Origin of the sequence: Kocuria sp. TGY1127_2, from assembly GCF_013394385.1 — a bacterium.
In the GTDB taxonomy this organism is placed as follows: Bacteria; Actinomycetota; Actinomycetes; order Actinomycetales; family Micrococcaceae; genus Rothia.
Genome location: NZ_AP022834.1, coordinates 1522830 through 1542532, shown reverse-complemented (window position 1 = coordinate 1542532; position 19703 = coordinate 1522830). Strand labels below are relative to the sequence as shown.

Here is a 19703-nt window from a genome sequence, read left to right as displayed (position 1 = left end):
ACCTCATGAGCACTCAGAAATATCTCATCCGCGGTGCGCGCCTTCTCGGCGAAGAAACCGTCGATCTCCTCATCGACAACGGCACAATAGCCGAGATCGGGGAGAACCTGGAAGGGCACGATGCCGACATCATCGAGGCCGCCGGCCTGATCGCCCTGCCCGGGCTGGTCGATGTCCACACCCACCTCCGGGAACCGGGACGCGAGGATGCCGAAACCGTGGAAACCGGCACGCGTGCAGCCGCGGCCGGCGGATACACCGCAGTGTGCGCGATGGCGAATTCGAATCCCGTGGCCGACACCGCAGGTCTGGTCGAACAGGTTTGGGAACTCGGCCGTCAATCCGGTTGGGTGGATGTCCACCCGGTCGGGGCCGTGACCGTCGGTCTCAACGGTGAACGACTCTCTGAAATCGGTGCCATGGCCGATTCGCGGGCGCAGGTCCGTATGTTCTCCGATGACGGGAAGTGCGTTCACAACGCCGTGCTGATGCGGCGAGCCCTCGAGTACGTCAAGACGTTCGACGGCGTCGTGGCACAGCACGCTCAGGAGCCTCTCCTGACCGAGGGAGCGCAGATGAACGAAGGCAGTGTCTCGGCTGACCTCGGGCTGACCGGTTGGCCCGCCGTCGCCGAGGAAGCCATCATCGCTCGGGACGTTCTCTTGGCTCAGCACGTGGGCTCTCGCGTGCATATCTGCCATCTCTCGACCAAAGGATCCGTGGAGATCATCCGCTGGGCCAAGGAACGGGGGGTCGATGTGACCGCCGAGGTCACACCGCACCACTTGCTCCTCACGGACGAGTCGGTTCGCACCTACGATCCGGTCTACAAGGTCAATCCTCCGCTGAGAACACGGGAGGATGTCGAGGCCCTTCGCAATGCCGTGGCCGACGGAACCATCGATGTGATCGGTACCGACCATGCGCCCCATCCCACCGAAGCCAAGGAATGCGAGTGGGCTTGTGCAGCCATGGGCATGACGGGATTGGAAACAGCGCTGTCGATTGTCCAGCAGACTCTCGTGGAAACCGGAAAAATCCAATGGGCCGATGTCGCTCGCATCATGTCGTCCGAACCGGCCAAGATCGCGCGCATCCAAGACCAAGGGCGACCCTTGGTTACGGGTGAACCCGCGAACATCGTCCTGGTCGATCCCGAGGCACGCCGCGTCGTCGAGCCGGACAAGCACCAGTCCAAGGGCCGCAATTCGCCGTACCGGTCGATGGAGGTCCCGGGAGCGGTCCGAGCGACCTTCTTCAAAGGCCATCCCACTGTTGTGGACGGCCATATCAATTCGCCGCGGGCGCTCGTCGCCCCGGCAGACTAGGAACACATGTCCTTCAATCATTTGCTGACCCTTGTCTCCTCTGTGGTGCTGGCGGTCCTCGTGGTACTGCTGATCACCTGGGGGTGGAGGTCGCGTGCAAAACGTCAGTCGGGCATTTCAGACATTCCGGAGGTTCCGCGAGAACTCGACGGGGCAACGGCCGAATTCGCGTGCGACGTGCAATACGTGTGCACCACTACCGCGGGAGACTGGCTGGACAGAATCGCGGTACACGGGCTGGGCATGAAGTCCAACGGCAACGCCCTCGTGTACCCGAGCGGTCTGATCGTGACCCGCGACGGCGCGCGGGACCTTTGGATTCCCCGAGAAGACATCGAGGTCCTGCGCCGCGAATCGGGAATGGCCGGGAAATTCGTCGAGAAGGATGGTCTGGCCGTGATTTCGTGGCGGTTGGGCGACCGATTGGTCGATACGGGTCTCCGAACCCGAACCGCGGCCCATACGCCCGAGCTCATGGACCGACTGCGCGGCATCGCTCCGCAAGCACAATCCGAGCTTCCGGCAACTCATAGCACCCAGGCCTCCGAGCCCAAGCAGGATTCGTCGGATGCGTCCGCCGACCAGAAGAGGAAGTGAACTCATGACCAACGTACACAAGGCACCGGAACGGGCGCTCCTGGTCCTCGAAGACGGCACCGTTTTCCGCGGTCGTTCTTACGGCGCCGTGGGGGAGACCCTTGGCGAAGCGGTATTCTCGACCGGAATGACCGGTTACCAGGAGACGCTGACGGATCCCTCGTACGCGGGACAGATCGTCGTCCAGACGGCTCCCCATATCGGCAATACCGGCGTCAACGCCGAAGACGCCGAGTCTCGTCGCATATGGGTCAACGGATATGTGGTTCGGGATGCGGCTCGAGTGCCCTCCAATTGGCGGTCGGAGCGCTCACTGGACGATGAGCTTGTGGAACAAGGCGTGGTGGGAATCCAAGGGATCGATACCCGTGCGCTGACGCGCCACCTGCGAAACGCCGGCGCCATGCGTTCGGGCATCTTCAGCGGAGAGTCCGCCAGCGCGCCCGAGTCTGAATTGCTCGAGCGCGTCAAGAATTCGTCCGAGATGAAGGGGCAACAGCTGGCGGACCAGGTCACGGTGGCTTCCCAGCACACGATCGAACCTCGGGACCACGGATGGACACAGGAGCCCCTCGGCACGCTCGTCGCCGTGGACCTCGGCATCAAATCGATGACGCCGCGGCGCTTCGCTGAGCGGGGCATCCGTGTGCACGTGGTTCCCGCGGACAGCACCGTGGAGCAGATCAGACAATTGCGCCCCGACGGAATCTTCTTCTCCAACGGCCCCGGAGACCCGGAGACGGCCGTTCAACAGGTCGAGGTACTGCGCTCAATTCTGCGCGCGGGCATCCCGTTCTTCGGAATCTGCTTCGGAAACCAGCTCCTCGGCCGCGCCCTCGGATTCGGCACCTACAAACTGCCCTTCGGGCACCGCGGCATCAACCAACCCGTGCTGGATCGCTCGACCGGCCGGGTCGAAATCACGGCCCAGAATCATGGTTTCGCCGTGGATGCCCCCTTGGACGGGCCAGTCACGGCCCCGAAATCGGAGTTCGGGCGTGTGGAGGTCTCACACATCGGGTTGAATGACGACGTCGTGGAAGGTCTCCGATGCCTCGATATCCCGGCTTTCTCCGTGCAATATCACCCGGAGGCAGCTGCCGGGCCGCATGACGCCGCCTACTTGTTCGACCGTTTCATCGAACTCATGACCGCAAATGACTCCGCTGCCCGCCAGAAAGCAGGAAAGTAACTTTATGCCTCGTCGTCAAGATCTCAAGAGCGTCCTGGTTATCGGCTCGGGACCCATCGTCATTGGCCAGGCGGCTGAATTCGATTACTCGGGTACCCAGGCCCTTCGAGTCCTCAAGGAAGAGGGGATACGAGTCATCCTGGTGAACTCGAATCCCGCGACCATCATGACGGATCCCGAATTCGCGGATGCCACTTACATCGAACCGATCACCCCGGACACGATCGAGCGCATCATCGACCGTGAGCGCCCCGATGCGATTCTGCCGACCCTGGGCGGTCAGACCGCGTTGAACGCCGCTATCGCTCTCGATGATCGCGGAACCCTGGCCAAATACAACGTCGAGTTGATCGGCGCGAATATCGCCGCGATCAATCTCGGTGAGGACCGTGAGGCTTTCAAGGGCGTCGTCGAACGGTGTGGAGCGGAATCGGCCAAGTCGATCATCGTCCATTCCATGGACGAGGCCTTGGCCGCGGCGAATAAACTCGGTTACCCGATGGTAGTCAGGCCGTCTTTCACCATGGGCGGGCTCGGTTCGGGCATGGCCTACAACGAGGAAGACCTGCACCGCATTGCGGGGGCCGGTATCCAGTACAGCCCCACGTCCGAGGTCCTCCTCGAGGAGTCGATCCTCGGGTGGAAGGAATACGAGCTGGAGATGATGAGGGACAAGAACGACAACGTCGTTGTCGTCTGCTCCATCGAGAATTTCGATCCGGTAGGCGTTCACACGGGAGACTCGATTACCGTGGCGCCCGCGCTGACCCTGACGGACCGTGAATACCAGAAGATGCGCGACGTAGCGATCGCTGTGATTCGCGAGGTGGGCGTGGACACGGGCGGTTGCAACATCCAGTTCGCCGTGGACCCGGCAACCGGCCGTGTGGTGGTCATCGAGATGAACCCGCGTGTATCTCGGTCCTCTGCGTTGGCGTCGAAGGCCACGGGCTTCCCGATTGCCAAAATCGCCACGAAGCTTTCCCTGGGATACACCTTGGACGAGATCCCCAACGACATCACTCGCAAGACGCCGGCTTCCTTCGAGCCGACCCTGGACTACGTCGTCGTCAAGGTTCCGCGATTCGCCTTCGAGAAGTTCCCTGCGGCTGACCCCACACTGACGACCACCATGAAATCCGTGGGCGAAGCCATGGCTCTGGGACGTAACTTCACCGAAGCACTGCAGAAGGCCATGCGTTCACTCGAACAGAAGGGCAGCACCTTCTCCTTCGCTGAGGACGAGCTCGCGCCATCGGAGCTGCGAGAACTCATCGAAGCGACTAAAACCCCGACGACGGAGCGGCTCCACCAGGTCCGGCGTGCGCTGGCGGCTGGAGCGTCGATCCAGGACCTCTATGAGGCGACCGGAATCGATCCCTGGTACCTGGATCAGCTTCAGCTCATCAACGAGGTCGCAGACCAGGTTCGCGAGGATAAGAACCTGAGCCGTGAGACCCTTGAGCTGGCCAAGCGCCACGGATTCTCCGACGCTCAGATCGCGGAACTGGCCGACAGTCGTGAAGACATTGTGCGCGGGGTCCGTCATGCGCTGGGTGTGCGCCCCGTCTTCAAGACCGTGGATACGTGCGCCGCGGAGTTCGAGGCATTTACCCCGTACCATTACTCTTCCTACGACCAGGAGGACGAGGTCGAGCCCCACGAGGGCAAGTCGATCATGATTCTGGGCTCAGGGCCCAACCGTATCGGTCAGGGCATCGAATTCGACTATTCGTGTGTCCACGCGTCCATGGTTCTTCGGGAGGCCGGATACGAAACGGTCATGGTCAACTGCAACCCGGAGACGGTCTCGACGGACTACGACGTCTCAACGCGCTTGTACTTCGAACCGTTGACCCTCGAGGACGTTCTCGAGGTCATCGATTCGGAACGCCGTACCGGCGGCCTGATGGGAGTTTTCGTCCAGCTCGGCGGCCAGACGCCGCTCAAACTCGCGCGCGAGCTCAAGGAGGCAGGAGTCCCGATTCTCGGGACCTCCCCGGAGGCGATCGATTTGGCTGAGGACCGCGGCGAGTTCTCGCAGGTTCTCGAACAGGCCGGGCTGACCAGTCCCAAGAACGGCACGGCCTCGACCTTCACCGACGCTAAAGTCATCGCCGACGATATCGGGTACCCGGTTCTGGTCCGACCCTCGTACGTTCTGGGCGGACGCGGCATGGAAATCGTGTACGACGAGGAGAACCTCGCTCGTTACTTGTCCAACGCGACAGAGGTCTCGCCGTCACAGCCTGCCCTGATCGACAAGTTCTTGGAAGATGCGATCGAAATCGACGTCGACGCACTGTTCGACGGGAATGACCTGTACATGGGCGGAATCATGGAGCATATCGAGGAAGCCGGTATCCACTCCGGTGACTCGTCCTGCACCTTGCCCCCAATCACGTTGAGCCCCGCAGTCCTGGACCAGGTTCGTCAGGCCACGCTGGGCATAGCCCAAGGCGTCGGCGTGAAAGGGCTGATCAACATCCAGTTTGCGGTCGCTTCGAACGTCCTCTACGTGATCGAGGCGAATCCCCGGGCATCGCGGACGGTTCCGTTCGTTTCCAAGGCCACGGGCGTGCAATTGGCCAAGGCTGCAGCGCTGATCGGCACGGGGGAGACAATTCAGTCCCTCAAGGCCTCGGGGCATTTGCCGAGCCACATGGACGGGGCCAATCTTCCGGAGGAAACAGCGATCGCCGTCAAGGAAGCGGTCCTACCCTTCAACCGGTTCCGTACGCACTCGGGTGCCGCCGTCGACTCGCTGCTCGGGCCCGAAATGCGGTCGACCGGTGAGGTCATGGGCTTGCACAAATTTTTCGACACCGCATTCGCGAAGGCTCAGGCTGCGGTCGGAAACATCCTTCCGACCGAAGGCCGTGTCTTCGTGACCGTAGCGGACCGCGACAAGCGCGCGGCAATCGTCTACGTCAAGATGCTCAAAGAGCTCGGGTTCGAAATCATCACCACCGGCGGAACGGCCCAGGTCATGCGTCGAAACGGCGTGGACTGCACAGTGGTCCCCAAACTGCGCGACGCGAAGGAAGGCGAACGGACCATCGTCGATATGATCACCGACGGCGAGATTGCCTTGATCTTCAATACGCCGTCGGGAGCCGGATCCGCTCGTGGCGATGGCTACGAAATCCGCGCCGCGGCGACCAGCATCGGGTGCCCGCTCATGACGACGATTTCGGAATTCGGTGCGACGATCCAGTCCATCGACGCTCAGCGTCGCCACACGTGGGACGTGATGAGCCTGCAAGACCATGAGGCCACGCTCGCCGCCGCCGCGGAAGCCGAGGGAGCGAAAGCATGACGGCGACAGCTCGTCCCGCCGGGGACCGTTTGTACCGTGCGATTCAGGACAAGGGCCCGCTCTGCGTCGGGATCGACCCGCACCCCGCGCTTCTCGCAGCGTGGGGCCTGCCGGACGACGCCGGTGGCTGCGAGTCCTTTGCCCTGACGGTCATGGATGCCATCGGGGGAAAGGTCGCATCGGTCAAACCGCAGGTCGCGTTGTTCGAAAGGCACGGGTCTGATGGTCTGCGAGTCCTGGAACGGGTCGTCGCCAAGGGCAGAGCCTCCGGAACCCAAGTCATCTGCGATGCCAAACGTGGCGACATCGGTTCTACTATGGCCGCTTACGCCGACGCGTGGCTGGACGGAACATCGCCGTTGGCGGGGGACTCGGTGACCCTGAGCCCTTATCTGGGATTCGGGTCGCTGGTTCCTGCGCTGGATGTTGCGGACGCAAATCGACGAGGCACTTTCGTCCTTGCGCTGACCTCCAACCCGGAGGGCGCGGACGTCCAGCACCGAGGCCAGGAAGTATCGGTGGCCAAGAGCATCGTGGCGCAGGCCGAGAAGGAGAATCGACGTCGTGAGGCCGAGTTCGCAGGCCCCTGCGGATTGGTCGTCGGCGCAACGGTCGGGCCAGCACTGGAGACCTTGGGGATTTCGCTCGCGGAATTCAACGGGCTGATCCTGGCTCCGGGGTACGGGGCGCAGGGGGCCACCGAATCCGATTTGGCGAGGGTTTTTGAAGGGGCCACCGACCGAGTCGTCGTGGCTTCTTCCCGGGGGGTGCTCCAGTACGGACCCGATGCCGGCTCCTTGGTCGGCGAGGCCCGACGCTGTAACGACGCATTGATGGCGGCCTTAGGTCATTAGCCAAAGACGATCTGGACGTGCGGCCTTTATTGCACAACGCAACAGCCCTGGGAACAATTGATTGATATCCGTCTATTGTTCCTGGGGCCGGTCTTTTACGCTGCCATCGGGTCAACGGGCAAGCATGCGAAGACGCTGTGTTCGCCGGAATACCGAGGGTCCGGGGTCAAACTGCAGTTACGTCATCTCATGGAGCAGATAATCCGGCGAATGTTGAGTCGTGGCGCCTTTTTGATTGGTTTATTAGCCTACTCTGAGGTAATTTTGGGTCCATATCCACGAGGAGTTAATGGGGAACTAGCAATCTAACCTCGTGTGCCCATGAGAGGAGTAACTATGGCTCTGCGCCCTCTGACCGACGAAGAAAGAGCTGCCGCGCGTGAGAAAGCGAGACAGTCACGTCAGGTCCGTGCCGACGCGAAGTTGGCCCTTAAGAACCGAGAGATCACCATCAAGGAGTTTCTCGAGAGAGCCGATGCGGATGAGGCTTTGCAACGCATCCGTGTCGAGGATATGTTGAAATCCATCCCGAGCATCGGAGACATTCGAGCAGCGGCGATCATGAGGGAACTCAGGATCGCTCCGAGTCGACGTCTCCGAGGTTTGGGTGCCCATCAGCGCAGAAATCTCATCGAACACCTCGAAGGGTAATCCAGTGACAGAGACCCAGTCCCCGCAATTGACCGTATTAGCCGGACCGACAGCCGTGGGCAAGGGGACGGTCTCTGCGTACATCAGGGATCACTATCCAGAGGTGTGGCTCTCGGTATCCGCAACCACCAGGGATCCTCGGCCGGGTGAACAAGACGGCGTTCACTACTACTTCGTGTCGGATGAAGAATTCGATTCGATGATTGAAAATCGTCAGATGCTGGAGTGGGCAAAGGTCCACAACAATCACCGGTACGGAACCATGAAGACCATGGTCGAGGATGCCCTGGCGGCCGGGCGCCACGTGCTGCTGGAGATTGATCTGCAAGGTGCGCGCCAGGTACGAAACGCCATGCCGGAAGCCCAGATGATCTTCTTGGCTCCGCCAAGTTGGGAAGAGTTGGTCCGTCGACTCCGCACCCGCGGCACCGAAACCGATACGGAACAGCACGTTCGTCTCGAAACAGCCAAGGAAGAGCTCGGTGCCGAACCCGAATTCGACCAGACCGTCATCAATGAGACGATCGAACAAGCAGCAGGGGAGCTCGTGGAAATCATGGGTATTGCGCGGCGCTCCACCGAGGTCTAGGCCGCCGGCCCAGTCCCGGCCCTGGCCGACGGCCACGTGAGCTGACGGACAATTGATCCTCAATAGCAGATGAGACGTGCTTTCGACCCCTCACGGTTGTAGCATGGTGTATTAGGTTTGCCCGGTAGGTCATTTACGATGATCACCGGAAGGACGCTTGGCTAGCTAGGCCGGCGGTTTTTTATCAACGTCACGGGAGAATTTCTTGGCACTTTCCGAACATGAAGGCATCATCGACCCCTCGGTGGACTCGCTCCTCAAGAAGGCCGATTCGAAGTATGGCCTGGTCCTTTTCGGTGCCCGTCGCGCGCGCCAGATCAACGCCTACTACTCCCAGCTGCAAGAGGGGCTCTTCGAACACGTGGGTCCGCTCGTTGACACCGCAGTGAATGAGAAGTCCCTCTCCATCGCCATGCGAGAGATCGAAGAAGACCTCCTCGAATCTCACCCGGTCGAGGGCGGTCGTTACAACGAGAACGGTCAACTGATTCACGATGACGAGCCCGTAGCCGATTTCTTCGGTTCGGATATCTTCGCCAACGACGCCGAGTCCACGGATACGTTCGTAGCATTCAGCGAAGAGGCAACCGAGGAATCCGGTTCGGAGAGCGAATCCGAATAATCCGACTTGCGTCTTCGTAGGCGAAGACACTACATCTCACGGACCGCTAGACTGGTTTCGTGCGAATTATTCTAGGTATAGGCGGAGGCATCGCGGCTTACAAGGCCGCGATGCTTCTGCGTTTGTTGAGCGAAGACGGCCGTGAGGTCGTAGCCATGCCGACCTTGTCTGCCCTCGAATTTGTCGGAGCCCCTACGTGGGAGGCGTTGTCGGGGCGTCCAGTCCGGACGTCCGTATTCGAAGATGTCGAAGCCGTCAACCACGTTCGGCAAGCTGAAGAAGCCGATCTGATCGTCGTCGCACCTGCAACCGCGGACCTTTTGGCGCGAGTTGCGACCGGCCGGGCTGATGACCTGTTGACGGCCACGATTCTTACGGCCACGTGTCCCGTTGTTTTCGCTCCCGCGATGCACACCCAGATGTGGGAGAATCCGGCGACCCGCCGAAACGTGCGACTGCTGCGCAGTTACGGGTACACCGTGATCGACCCCGCGGTCGGTCGGCTCACGGGTCATGACAGTGGAGCCGGTCGACTGCCGGAGCCTGCAGAAATCTATCGCCGCTGCCTGCAGGCCTACGATGACGCGAAGTCGAACCGACCGGAGGCTGTGGACCTCAGCGGAAAAAAGTTCGTAGTCACCGCGGGCGGTACTCGAGAGGCGCTGGACCCTGTTCGTTATCTCGGTAACCGGTCCTCGGGAAAACAAGGGATCGCCATCGCGCAGGCTGCCGCCGACCAAGGCGCCCAAGTGCACCTCATCCTGGCACACACTGAAGTCCCCGATCCGGAGGAGACCGAAAGGTTCGGCATCACTCGGGTCTCCTCTGCCCGGCAATTGCAGGCTTCCACGGAGCGGGCAACGATCGAAGAAGGAGCCGATGTCCTCGTCATGGCGGCCGCCGTCGCCGATTTTCGCCCTCGGGAGGCCTACGGGTCCAAGATCAAGAAAGATCCGAACCGTGACGATGCCCCGGCGCTGGAACTCGTGCGCAATCCGGACATTCTCAAGGGCCTGGTCCGGGCCAAGAAAGAAAGCCGACATCATGCCCTCCTGGTCGGGTTCGCGGCTGAGACCGGCTCGGCCGAACAGAGCGTTGCCGAACTCGGTCGAGCAAAGCTGGCCTCCAAGGGATGCGATGTGCTCGTCGTCAACGAAGTAGGAACCGACCTCGTCTTCGGCAAGGATGAGACCGCGGCAACCATTCTGGTCCGTGGCGGAGAACGTGACCCCGAGGAGACCGAAGTCAGGGGGACGAAATCGGACCTCGCGCGACGTCTTGTGACGCGCGTGGCGTCACACTTCAACATTCCGCCAGAGCAGGCTCAGGCCGCGAACGAACTAGTAGAGTAGCCGCGTGACTTCCAACGATAATCAGCATCTCCGTCTCTTCACCTCAGAGTCCGTAACTGAGGGGCATCCCGACAAAATCTGTGACCAGATTTCCGATTCGATCCTTGATGCTCTGTTGACCGACGATCCAGCGGCGAATGTCGCTGTGGAGACCATGGTGACCACCGGGCAGGTTATGGTTGCCGGCGAGGTGACCACCACCGCCTACGTCGAAATCCCCAAGATCGTGCGAGACACCATTCTGGAAATCGGGTACGACTCGTCGACGCGTGGCTTCGACGGCGATTTCTGCGGAGTCTCCGTATCGATCGGTGAGCAGTCCCCGGACATCAACTCTGGCGTGTACACATCATTGGAGCAGCGCACCGGAGTCGCCGAAGACGCTCTGGATCTTCAGGGCGCCGGCGACCAGGGGCTCATGTTCGGCTATGCGACCAACGAGACGAAAGCTCTGATGCCCGCTCCGATCTGGATCGCGCACCGTCTGTCCGAGCGGCTCACCAAGGTCCGTAAGGACGGGGTTCTGCCCGGCCTCCGCCCTGACGGCAAAACCCAAGTCACGCTGGGTTATGACGGTCATACGCCCGTATCTGTGGATACGGTTGTGCTCTCGACTCAGCACGGCGAGAAGTACTCCCTGGACAGCCTCAAGGATGAGGTTCAGAGGTTCGTCATCGACCCTGTGCTCGAAGATCTCGATCTGGACACCAGCACGGCAGATTTCATCATCAACCCGGCAGGTCAGTTCGTTCAGGGCGGCCCTGTGGGCGACGCCGGATTGACCGGCCGCAAGATCATCGTGGACACCTACGGTGGAATGTCGCGCCACGGCGGGGGCGCCTTCTCGGGCAAGGACCCGTCCAAGGTGGACCGGTCCGCGGCCTATGCAATGCGCTGGATCGCCAAGAATGTGGTCGCGGCAGGGTTGGCTGACCGCGTCGAGGTCCAAGTTGCCTATGCCATAGGTCGGGCGCGTCCCGTCGGCCTATACGTCGAGACCTTCGGAACTCACCACGAGGACCCGGTCCGGATCGAGAAAGCGATCAATGAGGTCTTCGACTTGCGGCCTCTGGCCATCATCAACGACTTGGACCTGCGCCGTCCGATCTACGCCAAGACCGCCGCACACGGTCACTTCGGCCGTGACGAGCCGGAGTTCACATGGGAGAGAACCGACCGCGTCGATGCCCTGAGGTCTGCTCTGTAAATATGGAAAACCATCCGGACGGGGTCCTTCCGGGACTGGAAGGATGGGAGCAAGACACCAGAGCCAACGGTCGTGAAGTAGGCGGCGTCGTTCTGGCCACGGACCGGCCGGTCGCCCGCGTTGCGATCGACACTCGCGTCCCGCACCTGGACAGGCTCTTCGACTATTCGGTGCCATCCCATCTAAGCGACACTGCCGAACCCGGCACGCGGGTGCGCATCAAGTTCCACGGACGCGAGACCGTGGCCTGGCTCATCGAAAGGTGCCAGCAAAGCGATTCCCATGTTTCCCTCCAACCTCTCCGCGAGGTTGTCTCACCGGTCCGCGCGCTGGCCCCGGAGATATGGGAACTCATTCAAGCTGTCGCGAGCCGGTACGCGGGGCTGAACTCGGATGTTTTGCGCCTGGCGGTACCTCCCCGTGCAGTCCGGCCCGAGAAGAAATTCGAACGGGATGTTTTGGGCTTCGAACCACGGAAGAAGACCCCCCACGGCAGCGACGAGCAGAAACCGAATACGCATGTGTCCGTTCCGGCCGAGATCCCGGGACCCACCTGGGTGCCGGAAGGTGACGACGAGGTCGGCCATGGATGGGCCCTGTACGCCGGTGGGACCCGGATGCTAGAACAACTTGCTGAGCCTTCGGGCGATCCGGTTCGACGGGTTGTCGCCGTAGCACCTTCCGCGTCCCAAGACTGGGCCGCGCTGATGGCTCGGGCGTGCGCAGCCACTCTGTCCTCAGGGAAACGCGCCGTCGTCGTCGTGCCGGACAACCCCGCGCTCGACCGGTTGGAGAGTGCACTGAACCGGCTCGTGGATGCGGACAAGATCGCTCGCCTCAGCAACGGATCTGGGCTCATGGCTCGATACAGTTCATTCCTCAAGGCCCTGTCCGGCCAGGCCTGGGTGGTTATCGGTACCCGGTCTGCGGCATTCGCACCCGTTCCGGACCTCGGCCTTCTCGCTTGCTTCGACGACGGGGACGAGAACCTCGTCGAGCGTCAGGCCCCCTACTGCAATGCGCGAGACGTGCTCCTTCTGCGCGCACAGCTCCAGGAATGCTCGGCGATCTTCCTGGGCTACGCGGTCACGCCGGAAGGCGAGCGCCTGGTGCAGACGCGGTGGGCTCAGCCGGTGGCACCGAAGCGCGATGATCTCAGGTCGCACTCGCCGTTGATACGGGCGACCTCGGATTCGTTCACGCGGGAGCGGGATCCCATGGCGGCACTCGCCAGAATCCCGCATCTCGCGTATCAGGTCGCTCGGGAAGCCCTGAGTCACGGCCCTGTGCTGGTTCAGGTGGCACGCACCGGATACGCTCCTTCGCTGGCTTGCCAAAGGTGCAGGGCCTCGGCGCGTTGCCCGCACTGCATGGGCCCGCTGAGCCTGGACAAGGATTCACGTTCTCAGGCGGTGTGCCGGTGGTGCCACCGTGGTGTCTCCGAGTGGAGCTGTTCTGAATGCGGACACGATCAATGGCGGTTGACCACGGTGGGTGCTTTGCGCACCGCAGAAGAATTGGGCCGGGCTTTCCCACAGGTACCGGTGGTGAATTCGAGCGGAGAGAACGTCAAGGATTCGGTCAGCGACCAGCCGGCTCTGGTGGTGGCCACCCCGGGTGCTGAACCTCGGGCCGTCGGCGGGTACAGGGCCGCGCTGCTTTTGGACGGCGACCGAATGCTGGCCCGTGATTCACTTCGGGTCTCCGAACAGGTGCTCAGACGCTGGATGAACGCGTGTTCGTTGGTGACCTCTCGGGTCAACGGCGGCCAGGTGATCTGCACGGCCGAGGAGTCTTCGGCACTCGCGGCGTTAGTCCGGTGGGACCCTGCGGGATTTGCCGCTCGCGAGTTGTCGGAGCGCCACGACCTCGGTCTTCCGCCTGCGGTTCGGACGGCCGCTATTACGGGTCCGCGGATCGCGGTCGAGGAATTTGTCCGTGCCCTCGATCTGCCGACCGTGGGTACGCCCCCGGCCCTGCGTCTCATCGATCCTGTTCCGACGAGTGATGACGACGAGGACGATGAGTACCGGGCCATCATTTTCATGGCATACGGGGTCGCTTCACGGGTCACGGAACTGCTGAGGGGTACAAGAGCTGTGTTCTCCGCGTCCCGCAAATACGAATCTGTCCAGATTCGTTGCGACGCCCTCGACGTTTTCTGATGGCTTCCGGAACACCGGCTAGTGGTTTGTCAGGCGCGTCGCGAGATCGATGAGACGGCGGGCCGACATGTTCCAGCTGTATTGGGCGGCGTCGTCCAGGGAACCGGTAACGGCCGCACGATAGATCTCAGGATCCTCGAGCGCACGAACGGACTCGGCGAACTCGTGTTCGTTCGAAAAGTCGATGTGGTGCGCGTTGGGCGCGATTTCGCGAAAAATGGGAATGTCCGAGACGATGCGGGCTGTACCTTCTGCGGCCGCTTCGGCCACCGGTAGCCCGTACCCTTCGGCCGAGCTTGCCGTCACGAGTGCGGTACATGTGGTGAGCAGCTCCGAATATTCCTCATCGGAAACACCGTCGTGGAAAATGACGCGTGATTCCATCGGAACCAGGCCCTCGAGTTCGGCCCGCCGCCTGGGATCATAGCGGGACAAGAGGTGGAGCTCGTAATCGGGGAGGAGCTCCATGCCCCGTATCAGAAGGTCTACACCCTTGTAGGGCATCGCCGAGCCCATGTAGAGCAGCGTCTTGTGCCGCTTCTGGATCCTGGCGACGGCCTGTTCTTCCGTAGGCCGCATGCCTTCTGGCGGTGCGTTCGGTATGACGGTGACCGGTTTTCTCGTGAGAGCGTGTTCCTCGATGAGTCGGGCCGTGGTCTCACTAACGGTTGCGACGGCGTCGGCTCTATTGAGAAGCATCCGCTGCGGGACGTATGACCGGTGGAAGAGGCGCCATCCCCATCGGACGGGCGCAGGAAGGAACGCCGGTGGCTCCGGGTGATCGTAATAGATCAGGTCGTGCAGCGTCAGGATCAATCGGTATTTGCGTCCCCAGGAACCCATGGTCTGCATGGGGGAGAACACGACGTCCGGACGGTACCGGTTGACGGCCACCGCACTGAGCGGCTCGAGAGGACCGGTCGGGGAGAAGCCCCTCACATGGGGCAAGTCAGGCAGCTGAGTCAAGGCCGACTCGTCGCTGACGAGCATGGCCACGCGCAGCCCGGGGTATTCAGCGGATCCGGCGCAGCGAGCAAGACTATGCAGAAGGCTCGCGGTGTAACGGCTGATCCCGTCGTGGGTCGACCGAACGTAGCGGGCGTCGACGAGCAGCTTCACGCCGGTTCCTTCCCCGGACTCCTGGTTCATCGGCTGAATTCCTTCGCGTTCTCGGTTTGGCTGTCCTGGGCACCGACGGTTTCGAGCTCTTCGGCGAATCCGTCGATCATTGCGGCCGCCCTGCGGGGAGCCTCGTAGTGGATCAGATGCCCGACGTCGGGTATCACCTCAAGACGAGCGTTCCGGAATAGGGCCGCGAGTTTTTCCTGGCCCGGAATCGAGCCCAAGTCATCCTCCTCGGCCGCGACGAGCAAGGTCGGTACGGCTACGTCGCGGGCCGAGCCCAGGACCGTGTCCCGGATCGAGGACTCATAGGCTTCGAGGACGACCGCGCGGGAAGCGAAGCTGCCAAAATAGGCGTCGTGCTGCCCGTTGATGAAACGGCGAAGCGTGCGGTCAGGGGTTCTCATCATGAGCATCGAAGAAATACGAGTCACTACGGAAGAACGAACCAGTGCGTTGCCTAGCGGCTCGGGCAGTTCGGTGCACACTCGGTAAAAGAGAGAAGCCGCGAGGGACGGTATCTTGGCCGATGAGTCCAAAGCGGGCTCGCAGATAGGGTTGATCAGAGCGAGGCCCACAACGCGCGGGAGACCCAACGCCGCAACCTTGGCCGCCACGACGGAGCCGAAGGAATGCCCCACGAGGATCACCGGTCGATCGCCCCAGCGCGTGAGCAGGTCCGCAACCGCCAGCGCGTAGGCCTCGGCCGTATGTCTCCGGCTCGTGAGGGCTTCCGACCTGCCGAATCCGGGCAAATCGGGGACCACAACATCCCACCGCGCGGACAGCGCTTCCGCAATCAGCGCGAGCCCGTGGTGGTCTCCCCGGAAACCATGCACGAGGACCACAACGGGGTCGAATCGTCGTTGTTCCTGATCAGTCCGAGAATAGGTCCAATAGCGCATCCGGGCGTCGTCATGACGAAAGCTGTCCTCCCGTGGAAACCGGCCCCCAGCCGGAGCTTCCTCGAAAGCCGATGCGGAGGTTGTTGTCTCGGAACGGCGCACAATGGGCTCCTCGGGGTCGAAAAGGATAACCTCAGGTGAGGTTCGGGCAACCGATCTTCACCTTACAAGCGAATCAGGTCTCGACGCGTCAACGCGTTAGACTGAATGCATCCCTGATGAGATGTCCTAACGGGGGCGCGCCCTGGCCACGGACTGACACCACTCACAAGCGCAAAGGAAACACTGTGCCGCAAACGGTTGGAGAGAATCCCTCACGAGACGCTGCCGAGGAGAAATCCTACGATTTCGCCTCGATGGAGGCCACGTGGGCGGACTACTGGGAGCGTGAGAATGTCTTCGCTCCGCTCGACGACGGTTCGAAAGAGCGCAAATACGTTTTGGACATGTTCCCGTACCCGTCCGGGGATCTTCACATGGGTCACGCGGAAGCCTTCGCGATGGGCGACGTCGTCACGCGCTACTGGATGCAGAAAGGCTATGACGTTCTGCACCCCATCGGGTGGGACTCCTTCGGACTGCCTGCGGAGAACGCGGCGATCAAGAACAACACGCATCCCGCGGAGTGGACCTACAAGAACATCGAAACCCAGGCCGCGTCGTTCAAGAGGTACGGAATAGCCGTGGACTGGTCCCGGCGCCTGCACACCTCGGATCCCGAGTACTACCACTGGACGCAGTGGCTTTTCGAGCAGTTCTACAGCAAGGGCCTGGCGTACAGGAAGGACTCTCCCGTCAACTGGTGCCCCAAGGACCAAACCGTGTTGGCCAATGAACAGGTCATCAACGGCGCGTGCGAACGATGCGGAACCCAGGTCACCAAAAAATCCCTCAACCAGTGGTACTTCAAGATCACCGAGTACGCGCAGGAGCTCCTGGACGACATGGAGCAGTTGGAGGGCCACTGGCCCGATCGTGTTCTGGCCATGCAACGCAACTGGATCGGACGCTCGGAAGGCGCTCAGGTGCGTTTTTCGATCAAATCCTCCGGTGACAAGCCCGCCGACGAGCTCTCAGTTTTCACCACGCGTCCGGACACCCTCTATGGCAACACATTCTTCGTCGTGGCCGCGGATTCCCAACTCGCTTTGGACCTGGTCACCGAGGAGCACGCAGCGGCTCTGAATGCCTACCGTGAAGAGGTCAAGTCTTTCTCCGACATCGAGCGTCAGTCGAGCGATCGCCCGAAAACAGGCGTGTTCATCGGCCGGTACGCGATCAATCCGCTGACTCATGAGGAACTACCGATCTGGGCATCGGATTATGTCCTCGCCGATTACGGTACCGGTGCCATCATGGCCGTGCCGGCACATGATCAGCGGGACCTCGACTTCGCACGAACCTTCGACCTGCCGGTCCGGACCGTGGTGGACACGGGCGAAGCCGACCCGAACGAGACCGGAGAGGCCACCGGAGGCAGTGGAACCCTTGTCAACTCGGGTCCTTTGAATGGCTTGTCGAAGGAAGAAGCGATTTCTCGCGTGATCGAGCTGCTCGAAGCCGCGGGAGACGGTGAGGGGCAGACGATCTTCCGCCTCCGTGATTGGCTCCTGTCTCGTCAGCGGTTCTGGGGCGCCCCGATCCCGATCATTCATTGCCCGACATGCGGTGAAGTCCCCGTTCCCGAAGACCAGTTGCCGGTACGTCTGCCATCGGATCTCAAGGGCGAAGACCTTGCACCCAAAGGTCAGTCGCCTCTGGCGGCCGCGACCGATTGGGTCAATGTCGAGTGCCCGACCTGTTCCGGACCCGCCCAGCGCGACACCGACACGATGGACACTTTCGTGGATTCCTCGTGGTACTTCCTGCGCTTCGCCTCGCCGAACCTTGATACGGCGGCTTTCGACCCGGCAGAACTCCGCAAGTGGGAGCCTGTAGACCAGTACGTGGGCGGGGTCGAACACGCAATTCTGCACTTGTTGTATTCGCGGTTCTTCGTCAAGGTGATCAGGGACCTCGGGTATCTGGACTATGACGAGCCGTTCCGGGCGTTGCTGAACCAAGGGCAGGTTCTCAACCAGGGCAAAGCCATGTCCAAGTCCTTGGGCAACGGTGTCGACCTGGGCGAACAGCTCAACGAATACGGCGTCGACGCGGTCCGCACCACCATGGTTTTCGCCTCTCCGCCGGAGGACGACGTCGACTGGGCAGACGTTTCACCCTCTGGCGCCGGCAAATTCTTGGCCCGTGCGTGGCGGCTGGGACAGGATGTCTCTGCAGACACAGACGACGTTGCTCCAGGGGACGACGCCCTCCGACGAGTAACTCATAAAATAATTCGGGATGCCGAACAGGCTTTGGAGTCGCACAAATTCAATGTCGTCGTCGCCAAGACCATGGAATTGGTCAACGCGACGCGCAAGGCGATCGATTCCGGTCCCGGAGCCTCGGATCCCGCGGTTCTCGAGGCGACCGAAACAGTTGCTGTGCTGTTGTCCCTGTATGCCCCATATACCGCGGAAGATTTGTGGCACCAACTCGGTCATGAGACTCCGGTGCTGACCGCAGGGTGGCCGGAGGTCGATCCCGCGTTGCTCGTCGAGGACACCGTGACCGCAATCGTCCAGATCAAGGGCAAGGTGCGTGCGCGTCTGGAGGTGTCCAAGGACATCACCGCGGATGCGCTCGAGAAGCTCGCGCTCGCAGACGAGGCGGTCAACAAGCATCTGGCCGACGCACCGATTCGCAAGGTCATCGTTCGGCAGCCGAAACTCGTCAACATCGTGGTCTAAGGTTTTATCATGACGTTAGGACGCGAGCCCCGCACCCGAGTTGCCGTTGTAACGGACTCGGCGGCGGGGCTCGCCCCTTGTGTGACCAAGGAATGGATCCAGACCGGAGGTTTCGCCTGCATTTCATTGCCCTTGATGATCGGCGACCAGATTTACACGGACAGCGACGATCCCGGTGTCCAAGAGCGATTGGTCGTTGCGACGGCCGAAGGCCGGAGAATGACGACGTCGCGGCCTTCACCGGGTGCTTTTACTTCTGTTTACGAAAGCCTCGCGACCCAAGGGTACGAACATATCGTCTCGGTTCATCTCTCTGCCGAGCTCTCCGGAACCGTCGACTCCGCAAGGTCCAGCGCCCGGCAGGCCTCCGTTCCAGTATCGGTAATCGATTCTCGCAGTGCGGCGATGGGCCAAGGGTTCGCGGTCGCGGCGGCCCGCGATGCGGCGAGGGCCGGGGCCGCCCCGGCCGAAGTCGAGAAGGCAGCTCTTCACGCTTGCGACATTGCGCACATGCTTTTCTACGTCCCGAATCTCGATGCGCTGGCCAAAAGCGGGAGAATACCCAAAAGTCTGGCCGTCGTCGGGCAAATGTTCCAGATACGCCCTATTGCGACTATTGCCGAGGGCAAGCTCAAGTACTTGGAACGCCCGCGCCAAGAAGCGGCGGCCATCAAAAGGATGGTTGAGCTGGTCCTGGACGAGGCGGAGCGAACCATAGCCGAGGACACAAGGATTTCGGGTCTGCCCTCTGGCCGGGCCGTCGTCGCGATCCAGGATTTTTACGGCCGACCTCTGGCCGAGCTGCTTTCCGAAAGGGTCCGGACCCGGTTCGGCGAAGCAGCTCAGGTGATGCGCTCGACCGTGCCCCCGGTTCTGGCGGTCCACGCAGGGCTCGGACCCGTATGCGCAGTGAGCGTTCCCTCCAGCTTAGTCCCGGGACTCTCGCCCACAGGGCGGTAAATCTCCCGCTCACGGTGGGGCCTTCCACAGTCCTCGCGTTTTCAACGT

Annotated in this window: 15 protein-coding genes; 13 read left to right on the top strand and 2 right to left on the bottom strand. The window is 61.6% G+C overall.

The window, feature by feature from the left end:
* Positions 1-5: 5 nt before the first annotated feature.
* From sake_RS06985 to sake_RS06935, 11 genes are all read left to right on the top strand, one after another.
* A complete protein-coding gene (locus tag sake_RS06985; RefSeq protein ID WP_178945687.1) occupies positions 6-1328 on the top strand; it encodes a dihydroorotase in 1323 nt (440 codons plus the stop codon).
* Between the two features lie 6 nt (positions 1329-1334).
* Complete coding sequence (locus tag sake_RS06980; protein WP_178945686.1) at positions 1335-1925, top strand: hypothetical protein; 591 nt, start codon at positions 1335-1337, stop codon at positions 1923-1925.
* 4 nt (positions 1926-1929) lie between these two features.
* A complete protein-coding gene (carA, locus tag sake_RS06975) occupies positions 1930-3117 on the top strand; it encodes a glutamine-hydrolyzing carbamoyl-phosphate synthase small subunit (RefSeq protein WP_129359603.1) in 1188 nt (395 codons plus the stop codon).
* A 4-nt stretch (positions 3118-3121) separates the two neighbouring features.
* Positions 3122-6436 (top strand): carbamoyl-phosphate synthase large subunit, encoded by a 3315-nt coding sequence (gene carB, locus sake_RS06970; RefSeq protein ID WP_129359604.1) that lies wholly within the window; start codon positions 3122-3124, stop codon positions 6434-6436.
* Complete coding sequence (gene pyrF / locus sake_RS06965; RefSeq protein ID WP_178945685.1) at positions 6433-7290, top strand: orotidine-5'-phosphate decarboxylase; 858 nt, start codon at positions 6433-6435, stop codon at positions 7288-7290. Before carB ends, pyrF begins: the two co-directional genes overlap by 4 nt.
* A 336-nt stretch (positions 7291-7626) precedes the next feature.
* Complete coding sequence (mihF, locus tag sake_RS06960; protein ID WP_129359606.1) at positions 7627-7941, top strand: integration host factor, actinobacterial type; 315 nt, start codon at positions 7627-7629, stop codon at positions 7939-7941.
* Positions 7942-7945: 4 nt separating this feature from the next.
* Positions 7946-8530: a guanylate kinase gene (gene gmk, locus sake_RS06955; protein WP_238147599.1), complete on the top strand. Its 585-nt coding sequence runs from the start codon at positions 7946-7948 to the stop codon at positions 8528-8530.
* A gap of 205 nt (positions 8531-8735) precedes the next feature.
* Positions 8736-9152 carry a DNA-directed RNA polymerase subunit omega gene (rpoZ, locus tag sake_RS06950; protein WP_129359608.1) on the top strand — a complete coding sequence of 139 codons (417 nt, stop codon included), beginning with the start codon at positions 8736-8738 and terminating at the stop codon, positions 9150-9152.
* A 59-nt stretch (positions 9153-9211) separates the two neighbouring features.
* Positions 9212-10504, top strand: a complete 1293-nt coding sequence (coaBC, locus tag sake_RS06945) for a bifunctional phosphopantothenoylcysteine decarboxylase/phosphopantothenate--cysteine ligase CoaBC (RefSeq protein WP_129359609.1) — start codon at positions 9212-9214, stop codon at positions 10502-10504.
* A gap of 4 nt (positions 10505-10508) precedes the next feature.
* Positions 10509-11711, top strand: a complete 1203-nt coding sequence (gene metK / locus sake_RS06940) for a methionine adenosyltransferase (RefSeq protein WP_129359610.1) — start codon at positions 10509-10511, stop codon at positions 11709-11711.
* Positions 11712-11713: 2 nt separating this feature from the next.
* On the top strand, positions 11714-13876 hold the full coding sequence (locus sake_RS06935; RefSeq protein WP_129359611.1) for a primosomal protein N': 2163 nt from the start codon (positions 11714-11716) through the stop codon (positions 13874-13876).
* An 18-nt stretch (positions 13877-13894) separates the two neighbouring features.
* On the opposite strand, the gene sake_RS06930 is transcribed toward sake_RS06935, so the two are convergent.
* Positions 13895-14995, bottom strand: a complete 1101-nt coding sequence (locus sake_RS06930) for a glycosyltransferase family 1 protein (RefSeq protein WP_178946293.1) — start codon at positions 14993-14995, stop codon at positions 13895-13897.
* Positions 14996-15021: 26 nt separating this feature from the next.
* Positions 15022-16005: an alpha/beta fold hydrolase gene (locus tag sake_RS06925; RefSeq protein WP_178945684.1), complete on the bottom strand. Its 984-nt coding sequence runs from the start codon at positions 16003-16005 to the stop codon at positions 15022-15024.
* Positions 16006-16121: 116 nt separating this feature from the next.
* Here sake_RS06925 and leuS point away from each other — a divergent pair, with 116 nt between their 5' ends.
* A complete protein-coding gene (gene leuS / locus sake_RS06920; protein ID WP_129359613.1) occupies positions 16122-18695 on the top strand; it encodes a leucine--tRNA ligase in 2574 nt (857 codons plus the stop codon).
* A gap of 9 nt (positions 18696-18704) precedes the next feature.
* On the top strand, positions 18705-19655 hold the full coding sequence (locus sake_RS06915) for a DegV family protein (RefSeq protein ID WP_178945683.1): 951 nt from the start codon (positions 18705-18707) through the stop codon (positions 19653-19655).
* Positions 19656-19703: the final 48 nt, after the last annotated feature.

What these genes read in the sequence shown, in the direction of transcription:
- sake_RS06985 (WP_178945687.1), top strand. Translation starts at nt 6, where the DNA reads ATGAGCACTCAGAAATATCTCATCCGCGGTGCGCGCCTTCTCGGCGAA.
- sake_RS06980 (WP_178945686.1), top strand. Translation starts at nt 1,335, where the DNA reads ATGTCCTTCAATCATTTGCTGACCCTTGTCTCCTCTGTGGTGCTGGCG.
- carA (WP_129359603.1), top strand. Translation starts at nt 1,930, where the DNA reads ATGACCAACGTACACAAGGCACCGGAACGGGCGCTCCTGGTCCTCGAA.
- carB (WP_129359604.1), top strand. Translation starts at nt 3,122, where the DNA reads ATGCCTCGTCGTCAAGATCTCAAGAGCGTCCTGGTTATCGGCTCGGGA.
- pyrF (WP_178945685.1), top strand. Translation starts at nt 6,433, where the DNA reads ATGACGGCGACAGCTCGTCCCGCCGGGGACCGTTTGTACCGTGCGATT.
- mihF (WP_129359606.1), top strand. Translation starts at nt 7,627, where the DNA reads ATGGCTCTGCGCCCTCTGACCGACGAAGAAAGAGCTGCCGCGCGTGAG.
- sake_RS06935 (WP_129359611.1), top strand. Translation starts at nt 11,714, where the DNA reads ATGGAAAACCATCCGGACGGGGTCCTTCCGGGACTGGAAGGATGGGAG.
- leuS (WP_129359613.1), top strand. Translation starts at nt 16,122, where the DNA reads ATGAGATGTCCTAACGGGGGCGCGCCCTGGCCACGGACTGACACCACT.
- sake_RS06915 (WP_178945683.1), top strand. Translation starts at nt 18,705, where the DNA reads ATGACGTTAGGACGCGAGCCCCGCACCCGAGTTGCCGTTGTAACGGAC.